15 protein-coding genes and 1 pseudogene are annotated in these 16,705 nt (G+C 59.5%); 4 read left to right on the forward strand and 12 right to left on the reverse strand.

From position 1 onward, the window contains the following. The coding region (locus ACIPIZ_RS04285; protein WP_401164246.1) for a cbb3-type cytochrome c oxidase subunit I at nt 1–560 on the reverse strand (560 nt) is incomplete at its 3' end. Between the two features lie 95 nt (nt 561–655). Here ACIPIZ_RS04285 and ACIPIZ_RS04290 point away from each other — a divergent pair. Both ACIPIZ_RS04290 and ACIPIZ_RS04295 read left to right on the forward strand, forming a co-directional pair. Further along, complete coding sequence (locus tag ACIPIZ_RS04290) at nt 656–1,336, forward strand: alpha/beta family hydrolase (RefSeq protein ID WP_401164248.1); 681 nt, start codon at nt 656–658, stop codon at nt 1,334–1,336. 1,049 nt (nt 1,337–2,385) lie between these two features. Next, the gene (locus ACIPIZ_RS04295; RefSeq protein WP_253484882.1) at nt 2,386–2,751 is read left to right on the forward strand and encodes a DUF6124 family protein; all 366 of its coding nucleotides are present in this window, start codon (nt 2,386–2,388) and stop codon (nt 2,749–2,751) included. 132 nt (nt 2,752–2,883) lie between these two features. Here ACIPIZ_RS04295 and ACIPIZ_RS04300 read toward each other — a convergent pair whose 3' ends face one another. Together ACIPIZ_RS04300 and ACIPIZ_RS04305 are read right to left on the reverse strand one after the other, a co-directional pair. Then, nucleotides 2,884–4,275: a surface-adhesin E family protein gene (locus ACIPIZ_RS04300; protein ID WP_401164250.1), complete on the reverse strand. Its 1,392-nt coding sequence runs from the start codon at nt 4,273–4,275 to the stop codon at nt 2,884–2,886. Nucleotides 4,276–4,354: 79 nt separating this feature from the next. Further along, entirely contained in the window at nt 4,355–5,053 is a 699-nt protein-coding gene (locus ACIPIZ_RS04305; protein ID WP_122661757.1) for a hypothetical protein, read from the reverse strand. Nucleotides 5,054–5,168: 115 nt separating this feature from the next. Here ACIPIZ_RS04305 and ACIPIZ_RS04310 point away from each other — a divergent pair, with 115 nt between their 5' ends. Beyond that, nucleotides 5,169–5,540, forward strand: a complete 372-nt coding sequence (locus tag ACIPIZ_RS04310; protein WP_401164251.1) for a hypothetical protein — start codon at nt 5,169–5,171, stop codon at nt 5,538–5,540. Here ACIPIZ_RS04310 and ACIPIZ_RS04315 read toward each other — a convergent pair. From ACIPIZ_RS04315 to inhA, 3 genes and pseudogenes are all read right to left on the reverse strand, one after another. Next, a pseudogene (locus ACIPIZ_RS04315) lies at nt 5,537–7,102 on the reverse strand (methyl-accepting chemotaxis protein). The gene ACIPIZ_RS04310 and the pseudogene ACIPIZ_RS04315 sit on opposite strands and share 4 nt — an antisense overlap. Before the next feature lie 102 nt (nt 7,103–7,204). Continuing rightward, nucleotides 7,205–7,996 (reverse strand): CPBP family intramembrane glutamic endopeptidase, encoded by a 792-nt coding sequence (locus tag ACIPIZ_RS04320; RefSeq protein WP_122854363.1) that lies wholly within the window; start codon nt 7,994–7,996, stop codon nt 7,205–7,207. A gap of 230 nt (nt 7,997–8,226) precedes the next feature. Then, entirely contained in the window at nt 8,227–8,913 is a 687-nt protein-coding gene (inhA, locus tag ACIPIZ_RS04325) for an isonitrile hydratase (RefSeq protein ID WP_150647161.1), read from the reverse strand. Nucleotides 8,914–9,002: 89 nt separating this feature from the next. Between inhA and ACIPIZ_RS04330 the strand changes: the two genes are divergently transcribed. Then, the gene (locus tag ACIPIZ_RS04330) at nt 9,003–9,986 is read left to right on the forward strand and encodes a GlxA family transcriptional regulator (RefSeq protein WP_401164254.1); all 984 of its coding nucleotides are present in this window, start codon (nt 9,003–9,005) and stop codon (nt 9,984–9,986) included. Here ACIPIZ_RS04330 and ACIPIZ_RS04335 read toward each other — a convergent pair. The 6 genes from ACIPIZ_RS04335 to ACIPIZ_RS04360 all read right to left on the reverse strand — a co-directional run bounded on the left by ACIPIZ_RS04335 (nt 9,955) and on the right by ACIPIZ_RS04360 (nt 16,518). Beyond that, nucleotides 9,955–10,854 carry an alpha/beta fold hydrolase gene (locus ACIPIZ_RS04335; protein ID WP_401164256.1) on the reverse strand — a complete coding sequence of 300 codons (900 nt, stop codon included), beginning with the start codon at nt 10,852–10,854 and terminating at the stop codon, nt 9,955–9,957. The two genes, ACIPIZ_RS04330 and ACIPIZ_RS04335, sit on opposite strands and share 32 nt — an antisense overlap. A 12-nt stretch (nt 10,855–10,866) precedes the next feature. Then, entirely contained in the window at nt 10,867–11,499 is a 633-nt protein-coding gene (locus tag ACIPIZ_RS04340) for a BRCT domain-containing protein (RefSeq protein WP_401164259.1), read from the reverse strand. Nucleotides 11,500–11,511: 12 nt separating this feature from the next. Beyond that, nucleotides 11,512–11,901 carry a hypothetical protein gene (locus ACIPIZ_RS04345; RefSeq protein WP_064389797.1) on the reverse strand — a complete coding sequence of 130 codons (390 nt, stop codon included), beginning with the start codon at nt 11,899–11,901 and terminating at the stop codon, nt 11,512–11,514. Nucleotides 11,902–12,261: 360 nt separating this feature from the next. Continuing rightward, nucleotides 12,262–14,088: a glycoside hydrolase family 15 protein gene (locus tag ACIPIZ_RS04350; RefSeq protein WP_122854359.1), complete on the reverse strand. Its 1,827-nt coding sequence runs from the start codon at nt 14,086–14,088 to the stop codon at nt 12,262–12,264. Continuing rightward, on the reverse strand, nt 14,081–14,881 hold the full coding sequence (locus tag ACIPIZ_RS04355) for a glucose 1-dehydrogenase (protein WP_122661752.1): 801 nt from the start codon (nt 14,879–14,881) through the stop codon (nt 14,081–14,083). Before ACIPIZ_RS04355 ends, ACIPIZ_RS04350 begins: the two co-directional genes overlap by 8 nt. Nucleotides 14,882–14,970: 89 nt before the next feature. Next, nucleotides 14,971–16,518 carry a family 2 encapsulin nanocompartment cargo protein terpene cyclase gene (locus tag ACIPIZ_RS04360; RefSeq protein WP_105707954.1) on the reverse strand — a complete coding sequence of 516 codons (1,548 nt, stop codon included), beginning with the start codon at nt 16,516–16,518 and terminating at the stop codon, nt 14,971–14,973. Between the last annotated feature and the right edge of the window lie 187 nt (nt 16,519–16,705).

Consider the following 16,705-nt stretch of genomic DNA (forward strand, 5'->3'; position numbering starts at 1 on the left):
GTGAAACTCACTGGCAACTCAAGGTTGTTGACGATGTGCAGAATCGCCACGGTGATGATGAACGCGCCGAAGAACCAGTTGCCCACATAGATGTGCTTGGTCTTGCGCTGCATGATCGTGCCGAAGAACACGACGGCGTAGGCGACCCAGACGATGGTGATCAGGATGTCGATCGGCCATTCCAGCTCGGCGTATTCCTTGGAGCTGGTGTAACCCAGTGGCAGGCTGATCGCCGCCAATAGAATCACCAGTTGCCAGCCCCAGAAGCAGAACACGGCGATTTTTGGCGCAAACAATTGGGTCTGGCAGGTGCGTTGCACCGAGTAGAACGAACTGGCGAACAGCGCACAGCCACCGAACGCGAAGATCACCGCGTTGGTGTGCAGCGGGCGCAGACGGCCGAAACTGGTCCAGGGCAAATTGAAGTTGAGTTCGGGCCAGACCAATTGGGCCGCGAGAAAAACCCCGAGCCCCATGCCGACGATGCCCCACACCACCGTCATAATGGCGAATTGGCGGACCACCTTGTAGTTGTAGGCGGTACTGATAGAAGTGTTCATGGTTCCCCATCCACGGTTCAGCCGAAGTGAGCGCGCGCAAGACACGCGGCGAATCCTTCGTCTGGAGTTATAGGCAGACTAAAAGCGAGGCAAGCATGGACAAACAGCACAAGGCCAGTATTGACGGGGATCAATGGGCGCAGTGTGTGCGGGATCGTGGGTGGCTTTGGGATGCTGCCAGTGGTGAGGCTGCGGCGACGTTGATCCTGGCTCACGGTGCCGGTGCGCCGATGGATAGCGAGTGGATGAACGACATGGCTGGGCGCCTTGCCGGGCTTGGGGTAAATGTGTTGCGGTTTGAGTTTCCTTATATGGCGCAGCGGCGGGTGGATGGGGTGAAGCGGCCGCCGAATCCTGCTGCCAAACTGCAGGAATGCTGGCGTGAGGTGTATGGCGAAGTGCGGCGTCATGTCGCTGGGGTTTTGGCCATTGGCGGGAAGTCCATGGGCGGGCGGATGGCCAGTCTTTTGGCTGACGAATTGGAAGCGGATGCCTTGGTGTGTCTGGGCTATCCGTTTTATGCGGTGGGGAAGCCGGAGAAGCCTCGGGTTGAGCATTTGGCTTCTTTGCAGACTCGGACGTTGATTGTGCAGGGGGAGCGGGATGCGCTGGGCAATCGGGAGGCGGTTGAGGCTTACACCTTGTCACCGAGTATTGAGGTGACGTGGTTAGCGGCAGCGGATCATGACCTGAAGCCACTGAAGGTTTCCGGGTTTACCCATGAACAGCATTTGGCCAGCGCTGCGCAGAAAGTAACCGAGTTTCTCAAGGGTTAACCGAGATCCCGAACCGCATAAGATCGGCTCCCTTTCCCCCTCGCCCCCTTGGGGGAGAGGGCTGGGGTGAGGGGGATGGATCTTGATGCGCTGCTGTCTTTCGTTTTGGGTACATATCCTTTCCTGCGGTAACGGCCACTCAGGGTTCCGCCCTTACGGCGGGTCACCTTTTCCAAACGCCGAAAAGGTAACCCAAAAGGCTTGCTCCTACGTACGGCCCGCTCGCTGGGGCTCGGGGTCCCTTCGCTCCGGGAGCGATCCGGGCGCAGCGCCTACGGTTTGCTTCGCTGCACCTCCTCTCGCTGTGTTTGGCTGCGCCAAACGGTCGCTACGCTCCCACCCCCGGATCAATCCCTCCACTCAGCCTTCCGACGTCGCCCGTGGATCAAGATCAAGAGCAGGCGAGCTGACACTCGGCCTATTGAGTGGTGAAGAGCGGGTGTTCGGCTTTTGTTTTGTGGTGCTCTTGCCCCTCATCGGAACGCCGCCCGCCCAGCCCGCTCCCGAGGGAGAGGGAGCCGATGGTGGGCCTCTCAAAATTTGCGTTCAACTCGGACTTTCACGTCGGCGTAACTCTCCCAAACACCTCGATCAGTCCCCTCTCCCTCTGGGAGAGGGCTAGGGTGAGGGGCGATTTCGCTGACACGATAAAAAACTGGAAGCCCTCACTACCCAGCAGTTCCTGTGCGTAAACATGATTCCGCGAGCGCGTTTAAAGTACACGAGCCGTTACGCCATCGGGCCTACAACACCTTGCGCCGTTACCTACGCGTACGCCAGAATCCGCCGGCTTACACGACCATAGCGCGGGCTATATCGTTTGCCTGCCACTGCCCATCAGTGGTCGGGTTTAGTAGCCCGTATGGTTTTAGTAAGTGCATAGGTCCCATTAAGTCAGGCGCATTTGCCTGCACTCAATGGTGGCTGTGCTCAGGGCGCTTTCGAGCGCGCCGGTCTTGCTAATTCCTCCGGTCTACTAACCTGCGCACAGCCGCCACCCTTCTTTTAGTAGAGAACGGTCGCGGCCCTTGTTCAGGAATTAGATATTTATGTTCAAAGCCACGCCAAACCCTCCGGGCACCGACCCAACCCCTCACGACCCAGCGCTTGAGTCTCAAAAGACAAAAGAAGCAATCGATCGCGCCCTCGACTACTACCTCAGACCAGAAGCCCTGGCGGCCCCGCCAAACTCGCCCAAGTTTCGCCCGGTCTATCTCGTCGACCCCACGCTGGATGACGAAACCCTCCTGGTCGAGGCTAGCGAGTCGCTTTCATACGCCCACGCCATGGCCGGTAACATCGCCAACTCAATCGGCGGCCCGGAACGCAAGCCGCTGCTGGCGCTGCAACAGGTGATCATGCTCAACGAACTGTTGGTCAATCGACTGTTGGATAAGCTGAAGTTGCCTCAGTAATTTCGCCGGCTGTTATGGCCTCATCGCGAGCAGGCTCGCTCCTACATTGGATCTGCGGTGATCACAGATTGTGAGCCCGACAACGATCCCCTGTAGGAGTGAGCCTGCTCGCGATGAGGCACCCGTCGCCGCCTACTTCACGCTTTGCACGTGCATATCCACCGCAATCCCGTCGCCTTTATCCGTACTGGCGTGATAGAAAAAACCGTAATCCACCAGATAGTAATAATGATCCATCGGCACGGGCTTCAAGCTCTTGCGCTGATCACGGCAACTGATCGCTTTGGCGTTACCACTCAACGCCGGGTTCAGCAGTTTGGCGGGTGACTCGCTGTCGACGGTGCAATCCACGGTAACCGGTTCTTCCCCCAGCGAGCCGATCAGGTTGCTGTTGATGCTGCCTTGGCGGGTGTAGCCCAGTTGGCTGCCGACGCGCATTTGCTGCCAATCACCTCGGAAACTCAAATTGTCGATCACAAGGGTGTTGCGGGACAGTTTGGCCTGTTCCCGACCGGACAGGGTGAGCAGGCCGCGCCAGCTGATTTGATGGCCGACGAGGTTTTCGCTCTTATGGTCAATGCTCAGTTGTTGGGTGACCGGGTCGGTGGAAATGAAGTATTCGGTGCGTTCCGGCCAGCTCTTTTTGCTATTGCTGGCGGTTCCGGCGAGGTCCAGGTAAGTCAGGGTCTTGAGTGGTTTCGGCAGGTGCAGCTGTTCGATGTTTTTCAGCACGTTCGGGCTGATGTCGGGGATAGCGTTGGCATCTACCGCCGCTTTGCTGCGTCGGGTCAGCGCCGGCAGGCTGGCGATGGACGTTGGTGCGTTGCACACCAGTTCAACCATCTTTGACTTGTCCGCCTCGGACGCCGTGATTACTTTGGTCTCGGGGAACATGTCGATTTTGCCGTCGGTGACCTGGTTGTCGGCGTTGAGGAAATAGCGGGCCAGCAGCGTGGAATTGCGTGTGGCGCAATCGAACGTGTAATGCTCGCGAGTTTGGGTGAACGGTGCGCTATTGACCAGGTTGAGGCGGGTTTTCGGCTCGTCGTAGGCCATCCATACATCGACTTGCCCGGCCTTGTTTTGCAGGTTGTTTTTATCGACCAGCAACCAGCGACCCGTGTCGTCTTCCGCCACTTTGCGCCAATCGGCGACGGGCAGGTTTTTGCATGCCTGGAGGAAGTCGCGGTTGTTCAGCAGTGTGGCGTGGTAACGCTCGGGCAACGCCCTCGCCGGCGCATAGTGACCCGGATTGCCCGGATAAATGTGGCGCATCAACAGGAATGAATACACTTCGTTGATCTGCGCCGTGCTGCAGGCCGCCGAGTACTGGAAGCGCTGTACCACCACGGATTGCGGATCGCGCGGCTCGATCACCTGAAAGTTGATGACGTCGCCTTCACGCATCAGGCTGTTGGGCGTCAACGGCTGGGCCAGCAACACTGCCTGGCGGTCGATATTTTTGGGCTGGGTGACGCAAGCGGCCAGCAGCAATGTGCTGATGCAAAGAATGATGCGCTGCACGGAACTCTCCGGGGGATCGATTGAAAGAGGCATTACGATTCATATAGCTCTGCTTGGGCTCAGCGCAGCGCCATCACCCTTACTCGTTCAAATCCTTGACCAGATAGTCGCCGACAATCTGCGAAACACCGGTCAACGCGGTGCGTACCAGTTCCGGTTCAGTGCGATAGCGCAGCGGCTCATAACCGTAGGTGTTGGCGCCGTTAAACGCGGTGATCGGCTCGTTGCGCTGCCAGATCAACTCGTCGCCGCGCTTCATCACGCCGTTGACCGCGATGGTCGGGTAAACCACGCTGCTGAAGCCCTGGGTCAGGGCGAAGCCCCAGTTGAATACGGTCAGTTCAATCTGCGCGTCCGCCGGTTCGTTGTCGCCGACGATTTTGAAGCGGCCGCTGGCGGCGAGTTTTTCTTCGAAGCTCGTTTTCACCAAGTCGCCGAGGTTGATGTTGGCGGTTTCCATGTTGTACAGGATCGCATCGACGGTCGACATGGAGGCCAAGTCGCCGGCCTTCATACCAGCGGCAAAACCGGCACCGCCGAGTGCCGCCGTACCGATTTTGCCAGCGCCCGCCGCCAGACCTACGCCGGTGCCGACGCCCGCGCCAATGGCGGCGCCCCATGCTTGTTCGCGGCCCATATAGCTCATTTCCCGGGGTTTCCATGACACCGCAAGGATTTTCACGGTGTGGATTTGGGTACGGTATTCGGGCTTGAATTTCTGGTTGGCGCATCCGGCCAGGAACAGAACGGCGAACATCAGGACAGCGATCTTCTTCATGAAGGACTCACAACAAGAAACGGACTTGCGGAGGTTGTCGTCCGCATGCAGGAATTCTGAAGGGGTGATGGCTATTAATGTGCCACTATCGCGGCGATCGAGTTCCGGCGCCTGAATGCCGCTGCCGCCAGCAGGTGGAAGCGCGCATCGGAAAACTCGCTGGACACACACAGCCCCACACGCTGACGTCTCGCGCTCTATTGCGAGAGATTCCCAGCGATGCGCGCTGTGCCACGGGCCGGATATCAAAAGCACGGGGTCGTTGGCGAAAAAGAGCAATCCGTCCACACCTGACCTGACCACCCCCGCGTTCAAGCAACGGCTAAATGATTACCCGGGGGTGATTGTGTCTTCGGTGATCCTGCGCCCGAACGGCAATCTGATACCGAAAACCTTGCAGGAGAATTCAAAAAGATCGCAGCCTGCGGCAGCTCCTACACGGATTATCTGTAGGAGCTGCCGCAGGCTGCGATCTTTTTGCTGTTAGCGGTTAAACCGCTCCACCAACGAGTACTGCGTGTTGGCCGTTTTGGTCAGCTCTTCACTCAGCAACGCCGAGTTATGCGCCTGTTCCGACGTCTGATCCGCCAACTCCGAAATATTGCTGATGTTGCGGCTGATCTCTTCAGCCACCGCACTTTGCTCTTCCGTCGCCGCCGCAATCTGCGTGGTCATGTCGGTGATGTTGGCCACCGCTTCGCTGATGCCGACCAGTGCCTGATCCGCTTCCAGCACCCGCGCCACACCTTCTTCCGCTTGGCGATGCCCGGCTTCCATGGTTTGCACGGCGCTGGACGCGGTCTGCTGCAACTTGGCGATCAGGGCATGAATCTGCCCGGTCGATTCGCTGGTGCGTTGCGCCAGTTGACGCACTTCGTCAGCTACTACCGCGAAGCCACGGCCCATCTCGCCAGCACGTGCAGCTTCGATGGCGGCGTTGAGCGCGAGCAGGTTGGTCTGGTCGGCGATGCCTTTGATCACATCAACCACGCCGCCGATTTCGTCGCTGTCCTTGGCCAGTTGGGTCACGGTCAAACCAGTTTCCCCGACCACCACCGACAAGCGCTGAATGGCTTCGCGAGTTTCCCCGGCGATGTCACGGCCACGACCGGTCAGGCGATTGGCTTCCTGAGTGGCGTCAGCAGTGCGCTGGACGTGGCTCGCCACTTCTTGCGTGGTCGCGGCCATCTGGTTGACGGCGGTGGCGACCTGTTCGGTTTCCACGCGCTGACGTTCCAGACCAGTGGAGCTGTTGTGCGCCAAGGCGTCAGACTGCTTGGCCTGATCGGTCAGGTGTTCAGCGGTGTCCTGCAGACGGGTCAGGCAGGTTTTCAGGCGTGCCTCCTGGCTGAGGATCGACATTTCCAGACGCGCCTGCGCGCCACGGCTGTCGGTGTACATCTGCGCGATCAGCGGGTCAGAGGTGGTCTGCTCGGCCAGACGCAGCAGGCGCTTGAGCCCGCGTTGCTGCCATTGCAGGCCCATCAGGCCCAGCGGCACCGACAGACCGGCGGCGAGAGCGAAGCCCCACTGCGAGTTCAGGGTCGCGCCGATCACGAAGCTCAGTTGGCTGACCAGAATGAACGGCAGCCAGTCTTGCAGCACTGGCAGCCATTTATCGCTGGAAGGGATCGCCGACTTGCCTTGGTTGATGCGTTGGTAGAGCGCTTCGGCACGGCGGATCTGTTCGGCGGTGGGTTTGATCCGCACCGACTCGTAACCGACCACCTGATTGCCGTCGAACACCGGTGTGACATAGGCGTTAACCCAGTAATGGTCACCGGTCTTGCAGCGATTCTTGACAATGCCCATCCATGGCAAGCCGTGTGTCAGCGTGCCCCACATGTGCGACCCCACCGCAGCCGGCACGACAGGGTGACGGACCAGCTAATGCGGCGCACGGATCAGTTCCTCACGCGAAAACCCGCTGATTTCGACGAAAGCGTCGTTGCAGTAGGTGATCACGCCCTTGGCGTCGGTTGTGGAAATCAACCGCTGCTGAGCCGGGAAAGTCCGTTCGCGTTGTGTAATGGGCTGGTTATTACGCATGGTTTTTCAATCCGCAAGGCTTTGAAAGGTTGTCGGCGGTGACAGCTTTTTATTGAAATTATTTTTCAATAATCAGCACGGCGTCGCAAAACGGCGCTTGCTTCAGCCGGCGAGCATCGGATAGGTGAACAGGCCGAAATGCAGCAGGTTCAGGCCGAAATGCGTGACGATCGCCGCGCCGAGTCCGCCAAAACGATAGGCCAGACCATAGCCGACCCCCGCCAGCCCTGCCAGCAACACCCAGGTCCAGCCCGCGCCGGCGTGCACCAGACCAAACAGCAACGAGGCCAGCAGCAGGGCGAGGTTGTCGCCGTATGGCAGCTGTTTGAAGCGCTGGCTGAGGCCGCCCTGTATATAGCCGCGAAACAGCGCTTCCTCGACCAAGGTCACCAGTAGCAGATTATTGAGCACCCACAGCCATGCCTGATCCGGCCACTTCGGCGCCCAGGCAATCACACCCAGCAACAGCGCGCCGCCGAGGGCCAGAACCGCGCTCAGCGTCAGGGCGAGGGCGGTGGCGTAGACGCTCAGGCGCAACGAACGGCGGCCGACAATCCACGGGCACACCAGCAGCAGCCAGAAACCAATCAGCGGTTTATCCAGATTCAGGTACATCGAGAACGGCACGGCGTTGTCGGTGAAGCGCTGCGGATCGATAGCCCGACCGTTGGCGAAACCCGGTAACCAGTGCAGCGCCAACGCCACGGCCAACACGATGAACAGCCCATGACCAAGAAAACGCGCGACCGGCACCTGTTGCTGGCGCACGGCAAAACCGGCGAACACCAGCAGCCCCACGGAAATCAAAGCGAGCCAGCCGAGGTGGCCGTAGCTCAGCGCCCATCCATAACCGAGGCTGAGAAGCGCCAGATAGAGCCATGGCAAAGCCTTCATCGAAAGTCCCTGTGCAGAATTTGTGGAAGCGCTTTCTACACGGGCGAGGGCTTGGGGACAAGTGAAGGTGTGGCGGTGATCGGGGACAACCCAAATATCCTTGGTAACCCGATCAACTGTAGGAGTGAGCCTGCTCGCGATAGCGGTGTGTCATTCAACGCAGATGTTGGCTGATCCACCGCTATCGCGAGCAGGCTCACTCCTACAGGCTTTTGTATTTGGCTGACGAATCAGTGCAAGTTGAGTTTGGCGGCAGCGCGCTCGGTAATTTCCGTACGTAGCTTCAGCGATGGCGCTGCACGCAAACGGGCCTCATCGACAACCGCACCCGGCGCAGTCTCCGGGCTGCCGGAATTGAACGGCGGTGCCGGGGCATATTCCAGTTGCAACTGGATCAGTTGCGCCGCGTCGGCACCCACCAACTCTTCAGCCAATACCAGGGCAAAATCGATCCCCGCCGTAATCCCGCCACCGGTAAACAGATTGCCGTCACGCACCACCCGATCTTTCACCGCAATCGCACCCAGCGTCGGCAGCAGATCGTGATACGCCCAATGCGTGGTCGCGCGTTTGCCTTGCAGCAGGCCCGCCGCGCCGAGGACCAGCGAACCGGTGCACACCGATGTCACGTACTTCGCCTGAAGGGCCTGGCGTTTGATGAAGTCCAGCGTCTGCGCGTCTTCCATCAACGGCCCGACACCGCCGCCACCGGGAATGCAGATCACATCCAGACACGGGCAATCCTCGAATGTGGTGGTCGGTTTCAGCAGCAGCCCGGTGCTGGCGGTGACCGGCATCAGATCCTTCCAGATCAGATGCACCTGTACGTCCGGCAACGAGGCAAGCACGTCATAAGGGCCGGTCAGGTCGAGTTGCTGAACCTGTGGAAACAACAGAAAACCGATCTGCAACGTCATCGTTCTTGCTCCATGAAAAGGGGTGGACGGCTTCACTGTAGGCGCGTAGGTTCTGGCGTATACGCCAATCACCCCACGAATTACGCCAAATGCCCAAAGCCATCCACGTACTCGCGTTTGCCAACATGCAGATCCTCGACGTCACCGGGCCGCTGCAGGTGTTCGCCTCGGCCAACGACCTTGCCCGCCAGCGCGGCTTGCCGATCCCTTATGCACCGAGCGTGATTGCCAACGGCGGCGGGGCGGTGATGTCGTCGGCAGGCTTGGCGGTGCTGGCCGAGCCTTTGCCGCAGGAACCCAGCGACACATTGATCATCGCCGGCGGCTGGGGGATTTATCCTGCCGCTGAAGATGTTCTTTTGGTGGATTGGGTACGCGAGCACGGCGGTAAATGTCGGCGCGTGGCCTCGGTGTGCACAGGTGCTTTTTTGCTGGCCGCCAGTGGCTGGCTGGATGGGCGTCGCGTGGTTACCCACTGGACCCGTTGTGAACAACTGGCGCAGCAACACCCCAATCTGCACGTTGAGGCGAATCCGATTTTCATCAACGACGGCCCGGTGTGGACCTCGGCAGGTGTCACCGCCGGCATCGACTTGGCTTTGGCAATGGTCGAAGAAGATCTGGGCAGCGACATCGCATTGGATGTCGCCCGCCATCTGGTGGTGTTCCTAAAGCGCCCGGGCGGGCAATCGCAGTTCAGCGTGACTTTGTCGTTGCAGAATCAGGGCAATCGTTTTGATGAGTTGCACGCGTGGATCGCCGAGAACCTCACCTGCGACCTTGGCGTGCCGACCCTTGCCGAGCAGGCCGGCATGAGTGAACGCAGTTTCGTCCGCCATTACCGCGCCGACACCGGCCAGACCCCGGCGCGGGCCATCGAAATGATCCGCGTCGAAACCGCCCGGCGATTGCTCAGTGACACTGGTCTGCCGGTCAAACGCATCGCCGCCAATTGCGGGTTTGGCAGTGAAGAGACGTTGCGTCGTAGTTTTCTGCGGGCGATTGGCGTAACGCCGCAGGCTTATCGCGAGCGGTTTTCGGTCAGTGCTGCAACAGATCCAGTAATGCCTTGAGGGTTTGTTCAGGGGCTTCCTCGGGAATGTTATGGCCGACATCGGGCAACACACGCCGCTCATAGAAGCCGGTGAAATGCTCTGCGTCTTCATCCTCTTGTGGTGCAGGGCCGACACCGTCGTCGGCACCGCACAAAGAAATGGTCGGCACGCTAATGGTCGGTTGCCGAGCCAGCAAATCTTCCATCAACTCAAACGCCGGATCTCCCGCGACGTACATGAAGCGGTGGCGATAGGAGTGGATCACCACGTCAACGAAATCGGGGTTGTCGAAGACAGGCGCAGTCAGGGGGAAACGCTTGGCGGCGTGCGACCAGGTCGGAGACCAAAGCCTCCAGAGCAGCTCACAAAACTCCCGACGATTGTGCGTCAGGCCCTCAACGCCACGTGGCGTGTGGAAGTAATACTGATACCAGAGCCGATGTTCGGTCTCGGGATCCAGCGGTCGAATCGAGTTGGGGATGTCCTGCAGGTTGTAGCCATCACCGGTCACCAAGCCGCGCACTCGTTCCGCAAATAACGCCGCGACGATACATGCCGCGCGACCACCCCAGTCATACCCGCAGAGCGTGGCTTGTTCGATGGAGAGTGCATCCATCAAATTCAGCAAATCCTGGGCGAGTGCGGCTTGCTGGCCTGAGCGCAGTGTTTGTGCATCGTTGAAGCGAGTCTGCCCGTAACCGCGCAGGTACGGAACGACGACTCGGTAACCCTGAGCGGCGAGGAGCGGCGCGATTTCGTCGTAAGCGCGAGGGGAATAGGGGAAGCCGTGAAGGAGGATCACCGGCGCACCGGTTTCCGGGCCATGCGCCTCATAGGCAATGGTCAGGCTAGCGGTTTTGCAGAACAGAATCGCTTTTCCACTCATACCGGGCTCCTGTTATCCGAACAACACCTTCTCCCAATGATCTTCACTGATGATGGCGATCGGCACGCCGCTGTCTCTCAGCTCAACGGCTTTTTTGATCTTCGTACCATAGCTGCTGTGCAGCCACTGTTCATTGCCGATGCTGCCGATCACTAGATAATGGATTTTCTTGCTGACACCTGCACCAATCATTCCGCCGCGTTCTACGATCAGCGATTCACACGCTTTGCGCGGCCCGTAAGCCATAACACCGGTAAACAGAAAAACACGATTGGCACAGTCCAGGGATGGGGCTGGACTATCGAGCGGCAGGCTGTTGGGCACGCTGAAGGTTTGTGCTGCGCCCACTGGCAGGCCGGCGAACTGATGAAGAATCTCCAGCAATTCCACCGATTCATCGGCATCCAGTACACCGTCGCTAAGCATGCCCCCAAGACGCTTGTAGAGAATATTTACCACCGGATCCCCCAAGTGAACCAAGTGGGTTTCGATCCAGGTCTTGAGAAACTCGGCTTCCTGCTGATTGATCTTGCCATCAGCGGCTAGCCCGGCAGCGACCCCTGCCAGTGCGTCGGCCGAACGCCTGTCAATCCGCGCTTCGTGAAAGAAACGGCTGTTATGAAATTCCTGATGCAAATCGACCATCGCTGCTTCTCCTTAAGCCTCGGCTTCCGCCACCTGATTGAAATACTTCGTCCGATCCGGAGTAAACGTCACCCGCATCTTCGTCCGCGAACAGGTCAACGAACGTTCTTCGCTCATATCAATATCCAGATCCTCGCCGCGCAAGCCTTGCCACTGCGCCAGATACTTCAACGAGCCATATTTTTCGGTTTTCTTCAGGCTGCGGCTCACGCCACCTTTCCAGCCGAGCACTGGCAGTTCGTCGGCGAGGCAGCGTTGGGCGAGGTCGGGGAAGCGGGTGGCGCGTTGGCGGCCGATTTCCCAGCATTTGATCAGGCCTTTGTCCGCGGCTTCCCAGAGTTGGCTGCGGGTCAGGCCGCTGCGAAGGGGCGTGTCGATTGTGCGCTGGACGTGCTGGGACATTCTGGTTCCTTGAATTCGGGTTTTATTGGACAGCTCCGCTGTGCCCGTTGCGGTGGATGGTAGGGGGGGATGTAACAGCTGGCAACAGGGTATTTCCGGGTGTGACTGCGAGGTTCGGGGGAGGGTGGACGCGGAGGATGTTGATCACCTGTAGTCCATTGCCATGCGAATTTGTGGCGAGGGGATTTATCCCCGATAGGCTGCGCAGCAGCCCCGAAGTGAGAAAACCCGGTACTTCTGGGGGAATGGGTTGGAGGGTTTTGGGGCTGCTTTGCAGCCCATCGGGGATAAATCCCCTCGCCACAGGGGTCCTACAAGGTCTTCGTTTTGTGGACTATTTCCTACAACCACTGGCGAACATTACGGCTGCCACTCACTCTTTTCCCCACTCAACCGACGATCCAGAAAACTCGCCGCGCTGATCAACGCCAGATGCGTCAGCGCTTGCGGTGTATTGCCCAAATGCCGGCCATGGCTGTCGAATTCCTCGGCGTACAAGCCCAGCGGGTTGGCGTAACGCAGCAGTTGCTCAAACTCCAGATGCGCTTTTTCCACTTGGCCGGCGCGGGCGAGGCATTCGACGTACCAGAATGAGCACGCAGCGAAGGCGCCTTCGGTGCCGGCCAGGCCATCGATATTGCTGTCGTCGTTGCGATAGCGATACACCATGCCGTCGCGCACCAGATGTTTTTCAATCGCCTCAAGCGTCGACAGCCAGCGCGGATCCTTGGCGCTGACGAAGCGCACCAGCGGCATCAGCAACATCGAGCCATCCAGCGCCGTGCCACCCTTGTACTGCACGAAATGCCCGCGCTCTTCATTCCAGAAGTTGTCCCAGATGTCGGCGTAGATCGCCTGTCGGGTCTGGTCCCACTGCGCAAACGGTGCCGGCAGCGAGCGTTTCGAGGCCAGTCGGATGGCCCGATCCAGCGCTACCCAGCACATCAGCCGCGAGTGCAGAAAGTGGTGCTGTTCACCGCGCATCTCCCAAATGCCGACGTCTTTGGTCTGCCACGTCTCACAGACTTGATCGACCACTTCGCGCACGTGTTTCCAGCCTTCGTGGGAAATTGCGTCGCCGTATTTGTTGACCAGATACACCGCGTCCATCAGCTCGCCAAAGATATCGAGTTGGATCTGATCGTAAGCGCCGTTGCCGATGCGCACCGGTTTTGCTCCGCCGTGCCCCGAGAGGTGATCAAGTTCGGTTTCCGGTAATTCCTGACGGCCATCGATGGCGTAGAGAATGTTCAGCTTCATCGGTTCGCCACAGCAGTCGCTGACCCGCCCGCGCAACCAGCCCATATAAGCGTTGGCTTCGCCGACAAAACCCAGGCGCATGAACGCGTACACCGTGAACGAGGCATCGCGGATCCATGTGTAGCGATAATCCCAGTTGCGTTCGCCCCCCGGCGTTTCCGGCAGGCCGAAGGTGGCGGCGGCGAGAATGGCGCCGTGTTTGCGCGATGTGAGCAGTTTCAACGCAAGGGCCGAACGGTTGACCATTTCGCGCCAGCGTCCGCGATAGATTGACTGACCGAGCCAGTCGCGCCAGAACTTCAGCGTGCGCTCCATGCAAAGTTGCGCGGCACCTGCCGCGAAACGCGGATCGTCTTCGCCACCCAGCATGAACGCAGCAGTCTGATCCTGTTTCAGGGTAAATGAGGCAACCGCTGCGTCGGTTTCGATGTGCAACGGCTGATCTGAGGTCAGGCGCATCGATGGCTGCCCATCGGCACTGAAAATCACCGCTTGCTGGTCCATCCGTGCACGGGTGTCGGCGCGCGCGTAGTCATGGCGCACCGCGCAACGCACGTGGAAGGTCGCCTCACCGCTGACCACGCGGACCCGGCGCATCAGCAGCGGCAAATCGTCCTCGTTGTCCGCCACCGGCAACAGATCGGTGACTTCGACCACCGCACGCTCACTCAGCCAGCGGGTTTGCAGCACATTGGTGTCAGGCAGGTAAATCTGCTCGCGGCGCGCATCGGGCAAGTCCGGCGCCAACTGGAAAATCCCCGCGTCGGGGCTGTCCAGCAACGAACAGAAAATCGACGGGCTGTCGAACTCCGGCCAGCAGAAGAAATCCACGCTACCGCGATCATTGATCAGCGCTGCACTGCGCATGTCACCGATGATGCCATGGGCATCGATCGGACTTTGTCGTTCCAGGTGATGCTCAGCCATTGCCGCGAAACTCCGGATAGAGGCTCATGCCGCCGTCGATGAACAGGGTGGTGCCGACGATGTAATCGGAGGCATCCGAGGCGAGAAAGACCACGGCGTTGGCGATGTCTTCCGCGTCGCCGATGCGTCCGTAGGGGATCAGCTCCAGCAGCTTGTCGCCGGCAGCGCCTTCGGTCGCGTCTTTGTTGATTGCCGTGCGAATCGCCCCCGGCGCGATGCCGTTAATGCGAATGCGTTGATGGCTGACTTCCTGCGCGAGGGTCTGCATCAATTGATCGACGCCACCCTTGGACGCTGCATAGTTGACGTGGCCGGCCCAAGGAATGCGCTGGTGCACCGAACTCATGTGGATGATCTTGCCGGCCGCGCGCGACACGCCTTCGCGAATGCCCTGGCGATTGAAGATGCGCAGGGCGGCGCGAGCGCAGAGGAACTGCCCGGTGAGGTTGACGCTGATCACTGCGTTCCAGTCGTCGAGGGTCATGTCCACGGCGGCAGCGTCTTTTTGCATGCCCGAGTTGGCCACCAGAATGTCCAGCGAGCCGAAGGCCTCGACGGTTTCGGCAAATAACCGTTCAACCTCGTTTTCTTTTGACACGTCGGCACCGATGGCCAGCGCCTGACCGCCCTCGGCAATGATCTGCCGGGCCAGTGCTTCGGCCGGTTCGGCCTGACGGTTGTAGTTGATGACCACTGCGGCGCCGGCAGCGGCGAGGGCTTTGGCGGCAGCGTGGCCGATGCCGGAGCTGGCGCCGGTGATCAGGGCTACTTGTCCGGTGAGGGAGATTTGCATGCAGGGTCGCGCCTTGAGTCGAGGACTTATCTAGCTGACTGACAGGCGGCGACGAGAGTTCATCCGTAATCATGAAAAGTTCGACACCTTCACACCTGATAACGGCCACTGGTGCGATGCCATTCGACATTGCCCGCCAGCCAGCTCTTGATTCCTCGCAAATAGCGTTTGAGCAGCGGCGATGCGCCCGGCAAGACGGCCAGCTCTGCGGCTTCATACAGATGCATGATCTCGTCATGGATAGCGGCGCTTTGCGCCATGGCCTGTTGCGGCGAGCATTGCTGCTCACGCATCAGCAGCAACGGTAAATTGAAATCACCAATGCCGGCCTGCTGTTCCTTCAACGCCGAAAACAGGTCGTTGGCAATGATCGTGGCGCTGGCAGCCAGTGTCGTCACCCGCCGCACTTGCGGTGCGCTGTAGACATTGGCGGGCAATTCATAGTCACCGACAATGTCGACGAGCGACAGGCATGGGAGGAAACTGTTGACCTGGCGGTGGGCGAGGTACTCCCAGAGCGCCGGTGTGAGTCCTTCGATGCGCCAGGCGGCTTCGGCTGTCATGGTTACGAACATGGCGATGATTTCATGGCGTACGCGTGCGACCTGTGCAGGTCTCGCGAAGGCCTCCACCCGCGCCAGATAGGCCTGCAGTGCGACCAATACCGGATCGCCACACAAAGCCTGTGCCAGACCAGGGCGAAACCGTTCGCTCAAATAAACCGGTTCCAGCGCGGCCAGCGCGACGGACAGGCGCGGGCCGACCAGTTTGGGTTCAGCCCCGGTTCTTTCATCATCACAGTAGTAATCATCGACGGCGAACAGCGCGGCAACACATTGCGCTGCCAGCAACACACGGTCCGGATCCTCCGTGTCGGTATGACACAGCATGGCGAAGCGCCCAAAGCCCATCGCGCGGACTTTTTCGAGTTGGCCCGGAAAGATCCCGACCTGCTCGATCCATGGCATGAGCTGTTCATCCACTGCCTCGGCCAGCGCAGCATCGACCCGAAAGGGAGCAGGGCAGTACAACGGTGGGATGGCCCAGGGCGAATCCATACGAACAACGTTTCGCGGCGGCGATGATGGTGAAGCGGTGCGCGCGCGCACTGCCTCGAACCAGCCTCGCACCCCCTCTATCCCGAACTGCTCGAACATCCGCCGAAACCAGACCGTGAAGACGTTGGGCGTCTGCTCGATGCGCTCCGCGATTTGCGGTAGCGCCAGCCACTCCCAGCTTTCGGCTTCATCAGGATTGGCCACCGGATCGGTCTGACTGATACCGGCAAACACATGATCGAACTCATGCTCGATCAGTTGATCGGACACTTGCTCGTGGTAGAGCATCGAGGCGACTTTGTGCAGCTTGCAGGTCATGCCCATTTCTTCCTGCAGTCGACGGTTGACAGCGACTGCCGTCCGTTCGCCCGCGCGAGGATGCCCGCAGCAGGTGTTGGTCCATAACCCGCCGGAATGATATTTGCCCAGCGCGCGTTGCTGCATCAGCAGCCGGCCCTGCGGATCGAACAGCAGAATGGAAAACGCCCGATGGCGCAGGCCCTGGTGATGCACTTGCATTTTTGCGGCCACGCCGGTCTGGCGATCCTTGGGTGAGACGAGAATGAGCTGTTCATCCATGGCAGGGCTCCCGAGTATGTTTGCTGCCAGATAGTTCCCATGCACGTTGCCTGTTCATCAGGAGCGCTGCGCAGTTGAGCGACGGATTAATGAAAACTTGTGTGGCGGAACAAGGCACCTGTCAGATCTGACAGGTCTGCCAGGTTTTCGACAAATGGTCGTTGTGATTCGAGAGGTTGACGGCCAT

It is taken from the genome of Pseudomonas sp. NPDC087690 (genome assembly GCF_044743175.1).
Taxonomy (GTDB): domain Bacteria; phylum Pseudomonadota; class Gammaproteobacteria; order Pseudomonadales; family Pseudomonadaceae; genus Aquipseudomonas.